Source organism: Photorhabdus sp. P32, from assembly GCF_038085095.1.
Taxonomy (GTDB): Bacteria; Pseudomonadota; Gammaproteobacteria; order Enterobacterales; family Enterobacteriaceae; genus Photorhabdus; species Photorhabdus luminescens.
In genome coordinates this window covers 1-6,557 of record NZ_JAZGJN010000162.1, presented here as the reverse complement: position 1 = coordinate 6,557, position 6,557 = coordinate 1, and the positions used below count along the sequence as shown (strand labels likewise).

Here is a 6,557-nt window from a genome sequence, read left to right as displayed (position 1 = left end):
ATAGATCACTTGGAGGGAACTCAGTCCGATTTTTGCGATCTGATCAATTGCGAAAAATCCCAAACCCCAACACGGACTGAGTTATGCCTATCGTAGCAATTATAAATGGAGGCAATGGTGGAGTAGGAGGAAAACGATAATACTCCTCAAGCTAATCAACTACGTGATGATGTGGGAGGTTGTAATTTAAAGAGACTGTAATTTAAATTGCCTGATTCAATTATTTTGATTTGCTGCTTATTTAATTAGGGTTATTTTATTGATCTTTTTATCAGTCATATAAGCGTTTCTTTGTGAAAAATCTTCTTTTTGTAAAGAAGAATTATTCCCCAATATTAATTTAAATTACATTCACGCTTTCATTGCTCAATAATACCCAATGAAATAAATGTAGAATTAAAAGTTTAAATTAACATATATTAAAAGATAGTGATATATCACAGAAATATTCGCTTTAATTAATGAAAGAAGAAGGAAATTACATTACTATTTGAAATTGTGTGATTTAAATATTGCGCAATCGCTTTCTGTAAAGTGAATATATACCCAATGGATTTCAAGATGCATCGCGACGGCAAGGGAGCGAATCCTCGGGAGCATAGATAACTATGTGACCGGGGTGAGAGAGTGCAGCCAACAAAGAGGCAACTTGAAAGATGACGGGTATAAATGCTTACCTAATTAACTCTCATAGGAATTATTTTTCTGGCATATCGGTTGTTGAGGTATTACCTATTGTTAATGAATAAGCTTGGCAAGCCGACAAACTATCAACAGGAGGAAATAATATCACTATGAATATCAATATGATGAAAAGCGACAATATGCCGATTGCTATTATCGGCATGGGTTGCCGCTTTCCGGGGGACGTTAGCTCTCCAGAAGAATTCTGGCATCTGTTGTGTGGTTCAAGTGATGCAATTACCCCAGTGCCGCCCGAACGTTGGTCAACTCAGGCTTATAGTTCTCAAAATCGCAATCTACCAGGGAGAATGGTGGCGCGAGAGGGTGGATTTATAACTGATATAGCCGGCTTTGATGCAGAGGTATTTGGTATCAGCAGTACAGAAGCGCCTTTTATTGATCCACAACATCGTCTGATGTTGCAAGTGACCTGGGAAACGTTGGAACGGGCGAGGATAACGCCAAAATCGTTGGCGGGTCAGGCCGTTGGTGTCTATATCGGCGCTTTCACTCATGATTATATGCATCTGCAATTTACTAATTTGCGTCAGGCTACCAGTTATACGGCAACCGGCGCGCTAGGAACCATGTTGTCAAACCGGATATCCCATGCGTTTGATTTTCAAGGGCCGTCCTTGACCATTGATAGCGCCTGTTCATCGTCTCTATTGGCGGTACATTTGGCTTGTGAAAGTTTGCGGCGCGGAGAATCACAACTGGCGCTGGCAGGTGGTAGCCAATTGATGCTGATGCCTGATTTTTCGATAGTGGAAAGCCATACCGGTTTTTTGTCGCTGACCAACCGTTGTCATAGCTTTTCAGCTAATGCTGATGGTTATGTACGTAGTGAAGGGGTAGGCGCTGTTTTACTGAAACCCTTGAGCGTGGCTTTACAGGATGGCGATCCGGTCTTAGCGGTGATCCACGGTTCGGCTGCGAATCAAGATGGCCGTACTTCCACGATTACCCAGCCAAGTAGAGCGGCGCAACAACGGGTGGTGCGGATGGCCTGTGCTCAGGCCGGGATTTCCCCAAAAGAGATTGATTATATTGAGGCGCATGGTACTGGAACCACAGTAGGCGATCCGATAGAAGCGAAAGCATTAGGGATGACGTGCCGGCCAACTCCGACAGACCGTCCACTGTTGATTGGCGCGTGTAAATCCGTGATTGGTCATACGGAAGCCGCCGCGGGTATTGCTGGGTTAATTAAAGCAGTATTGTGTTTACAACGGGGCCAGGTGCCGGGCAATTTACATGCCGATCCTCCTAACCACAACATCCGTTTTACTGATTTGAGATTGCAGGTTCCACGGCAGTTAACGTCACTGCCTGAAGGAAAAGTGATAGCAGGGGTGAACTCCTTTGGTTTTGGCGGAACGAATGTTCATGTGGTGTTAAGCAATCATACAGAGTCTCCCGCGCAACTTCGGGCGAAGCAAGGGCAAGCTTTCATGCTGCCATTGTCTGCACAGTCTGAATTTTCTCTTAAGCAACAAGCGCAGCGTATTGCTGATTTGCTGCAACAGCAGCCGGATATTGCCCTTGATGATTTGTGTTATAGCTTAGCGGCGACTCGTCACCGCTTTCCATTACGTAAGGGGATCGTATTCAGTAACCGAGAACAGTTGCAACAGCAGTTGACTAGTCTGAGTGTGTTGCCTAAGCATAATAATAAAAAAGTTGATCGTCTGGTTTGGGTGTTTGCGGGTATTGGCAGTAAAGATTGGCAGGATTCTGTCGCTTGGTTTCAGCAATTTCCCGAGTTTACTGAACAATTTGAGCGTTGTGAGGCAATTTGGACGGGATTTTCCGCACCTTCCTTATACACGACATTAATTTCTACCGATGAACTGATAGAGCCGTCAGTGCAGTTTGCCGTACAGGTGTCAATGGCCGCACAGTTGCGGAAGTGGGGGTTAAAACCCGCGGCGTTACTTGGTCACAGTTCCGGGGAAATGGCGGCTTGTTATCTGGCGGGAATTTATGATCTAACGCAGGCGTTGACACTTCTACACCAGCGTTATCGTTATCTGCAACGTATGCTGAATAAAGGCGGTGGATTATTAATCGCGGCAGCGACGGTGGAGCAGATATTGCCTTATTTGTCAGCCCCTGGTGCTGAACCTGCTGTAGTGATAGCTGGATGTAATAGTATCGATCGTTGCTTATTGTCTGGGCCTGTAAGTGAATTAGCCGCCGTTTCTGATCGTTTAAAGCGTCAACGTATCGCCAGTAGTCGGCTCAAGTATAGCATTGCCGTTCATTCCCACTATTTGGAGCCGATCAGGGCCGGGTTAACTGCGGATGCGGCCACTATTCCCGCAGCAGAACCAAAACCCTTGTTACCGGTGTTCTCGTCAGTCACCGGGGAGTTGATTAGCGGCAAGTTGAGCCCTGAGCATTGGGCTGACAATATCATCGCGCCATTCCGTTTTGACGATGCGGTAGAAAATATGCTCAAAGCAGGGTTCTGCCATTTTCTTGAAATTTCACCTAAGTCCTTATTAAGTGCAGGATTAAAGCGTTGGAGTCAGCCTTATCGAGGGCAAGTATTTGCTTGTCGCTCAGGGCAGAATTGGCCGCAACTATTAGGACAACTGTTTGAAGCCGGTATTGAACCTGACTGGCAGGCTTTAATGCCTACCGCTTGCCCAATTGATCTACCAACTTACTCTTGGTATCAACAATCTTATTGGTATGAGCCAGCGATTAGTCGTCGCCGCCGATTGCGTATATCGAGCGGTGTATTATTGGGTGAAGCTCTGCCGGGCAGCGATAGTTGGCAAACTGAGTTGGCTGTGGAACAAGTGCCTTGGCTACTCGATCATGTTGTCATGGGAAATGCGATGTTTCCGGCTGCGGGCTATATTGAAGTCATGTTGGCAGCAGCGCATATCTGTTTTCCCGGAGTGGGTTTATCGCTTGATAATATGGTGTTGCAATCGGCTTTACTGTTAGAACCAGGCATGGATTTCAGGTTAAAGACACAGTTAGATCGCCAGCGAATGGAGGTGAAAGTATACATTATCCATAATCTGGAGGAGGATACACATTGTCAACTTGCCGCCAGCGCACAGGTAAATATAGTCGTACCGGGTGCGACTGCCTGTTCTATTCCTCCGTTAACGGCAAATGACCGCTACCCTTGCATGTGGAACCAAGAGAGGTTGTATCAGGCATTTCAATATCTGCATTTCAGCTATAGTGGTATTTTTCGTACTTTGCGCCATGCGTTTGTCGGTGAAGAAGAGACAATCTGTGAGATTGAATTGCCATCTACACTGGCAGGAATGGATTTTCACCCTGCGGCGTTGGATGGCATATTTCAATCGTTGTTGGCGATTCAATCTGTTGATATTCACGCGCCAATTCCTATCAGCGATTTCCGTATCCCAGTCAGTATTCAGCATTTGCGTATTAATGGTAAATTGTCAGGTCGGGTTCATGCCCATGCCCGAAAGACTAAGCAGACGCAACAACAATGGATTGGTGATATTGATGTCTATACAGATAGCGGTATATTGCTGTGTCAGATCAGCGGGTTTGGCGTTCAGCTTGTTGGTAACAGAACAAATAGCTTGTCTTCCAGACTTCACAATTTGGTGGTAGGTCAACCTCAGTGGCGCAAAATAGACTCTTCGTCATCAACAGAATTTCCGTCATCAACAGAATCGGTGAAGCAATGGGCTATTCTAGGGGGGAAAAACACTCTGGCAGAAGAATTGGCCGATGAATTGCAACGTCGTGGCGGGTATGCTTGGTTGCACTCTGGTTTACCTAACAGTTATCAGGAAGTTCAGGAGTTAGTTGAAATTCTTCCCGCTGAGATTGAAAGAATACTGATCCTCTGGCCATTACAGGCTCCGCAGATGGCTTATCATGCTTTAATCCATTTATGTGCAACGCTAGCTGAGCGATCGGTGAAACCGCGTTTGTGGGTCGTTACTCAAAGTGCTCATCAAGTCACGGAGCAGGATCTGCCTGATCCGTTTACTGCGGCGTTATGGGGAATGATGCGAGTTATTGGTCAGCAGGAAGCGACTACACTGTGGGGCGGATTACTGGATATTGACAATACCACTACACCCGCTCGGTGGTGGGATACGCTATTGGCGGATGATGACGAAGATCAATTGGCTCTGCGCCATCATCAACGTTATGTATTACGTCTTGGGCTATTACCTGAAATACCCGTGTTACCACCTGTGCGTTTTCGTCCAGATGGCTGCTATTTGCTGACTGGCGCCTTCGGTGATATGGGGCGTCAATTGATTCCCTGGATGGTACAGCATGGTGCTCGTCATTTGTTATTGATCGGCCGCCGTCATACTCTTGATACGGCTGATCAGGCGTTACTGGAGATGCTGAATCAACAGGGAGTTGAGGCTAATTATCTACCGATTGATCTCGGTGATGTGGAAATGACCAACATTGGTTTGGCTCAGTATCGGCAACAAGCCAGCCAGCCGCTGCGTGGGGTGATTCATTGTGCCGCGCATGTTGAAGATCAGGGATATCGTGAACTCAGCCCTGAGGCGTTTGATAGAGTATTTGCCGCTAAAGCGTTAGCCGCCTGGACATTGCATCAAGCGTTGGCTGATGCGCCTTTAGATCATTTCGTTATGTTTTCCTCGTTGGGGGCAATATTGGCTTTACCTGGCATGGCATCTTACGCAGCGGCTAATGCCATGTTGGATAGCCTAGCCTGCTTACGGCGTCAGCAAGGTTTACCCGCGTTAAGTCTTAACTGGGGGCCGTGGGAAGCGGGGATCGCTTTGCGGGATAGTCGAACGCTTTCAATATTGGAAAACAGTGGCTTACAGCCATTTAGTTCAGAGGAGGGATTAGCTGTTTTAGATCGTTTGTTTGCACGTATTGAGCCGCAACTGGTGCCGTTCTTGGCGGATTGGTCAAGTTTACTTTCTGGTTCAATGAGTCATCTACCGCTATTACGTGATATTTATCAAGAAAATGTGGTTCAGACTTCACCTGTAGACGAGACGATTGTGGTGAGTGATCTGAACGATATTATTAGCTTATTACAAACCTTTTGCGGTGAGATTACGGGGATGCCGGCAGAACTATTCCATCCTGATCAACCTTTGATTAACAACGGTATCGATTCATTGAATGGTTTGATGTTGGTGCAAAAAATTAATAAACAGTTACGTTTGGATATTCCACTGGAATTGTTGTTGAGCGATAAATCTCTGTCGGAACTTGCATCGTTGATTGCATATCGATTGCAGATTAAGTTAATTGCGAAGCAGGAATAATCTTAGCAAAAACTGCGGTAAACCTTCGTTCTTTTCTGAAAGCCCTATGGGGCTTTCAGATTGTTGGTTTCTAACTTAGTACCCAGGCGATCATTAGCAGAAAAAACATCAGGAAAAATAGGTCTTACATGACAGAATTAATCTAAGGTAGATTCACATAATAAGTGCAACATCGTTAATCTGGAAGTAAACATGTTCGTATACCCTTAAATAATTCATTCGGGGTTTTCCCACCCCGTGTTTTTCGGGGACGATGATTTAATCGGTTTACCACAAAATTTATTTCCTGATCAGAGACTTCATTAAAATCAGTTCCCTTTGGAAAGTATTGTCTGATTAACCCATTGATATTCTCATTGATCCCTCTCTCCCAAGGCGAGTAAGGATGGGCAAAATAAATTTCAGTTTCTAATTTTTTACTTATGGTTTCATGATCTGCGAACTCCAAACCGTTATCGAAGGTGATGGTTTTAACTCTTTGTTTTAACGGATATAATACTTTCACCGCCGCTTTCGTCACTTCTGATGCCCGCTTGCTATCCAGTTTAACAATAATTGTATACAGCGTTTTACGGTCAACCAGGGTTAATAAGG

The 6,557-nt window shown here is 45.3% G+C and carries 2 protein-coding genes; one reads left to right on the top strand and one right to left on the bottom strand.

Translation table 11 applies throughout. The annotated features are described in order from the left end of the window. Positions 1-794 precede the first annotated feature (794 nt). The gene (locus V2H77_RS01380) at positions 795-5,963 is read left to right on the top strand and encodes an SDR family NAD(P)-dependent oxidoreductase (protein WP_341497367.1); all 5,169 of its coding nucleotides are present in this window, start codon (positions 795-797) and stop codon (positions 5,961-5,963) included. A 175-nt stretch (positions 5,964-6,138) separates the two neighbouring features. Here V2H77_RS01380 and V2H77_RS01375 read toward each other — a convergent pair. Beyond that, the coding region (locus V2H77_RS01375) for an IS30 family transposase (RefSeq protein ID WP_341497366.1) at positions 6,139-6,557 on the bottom strand (419 nt) is incomplete at its 5' end.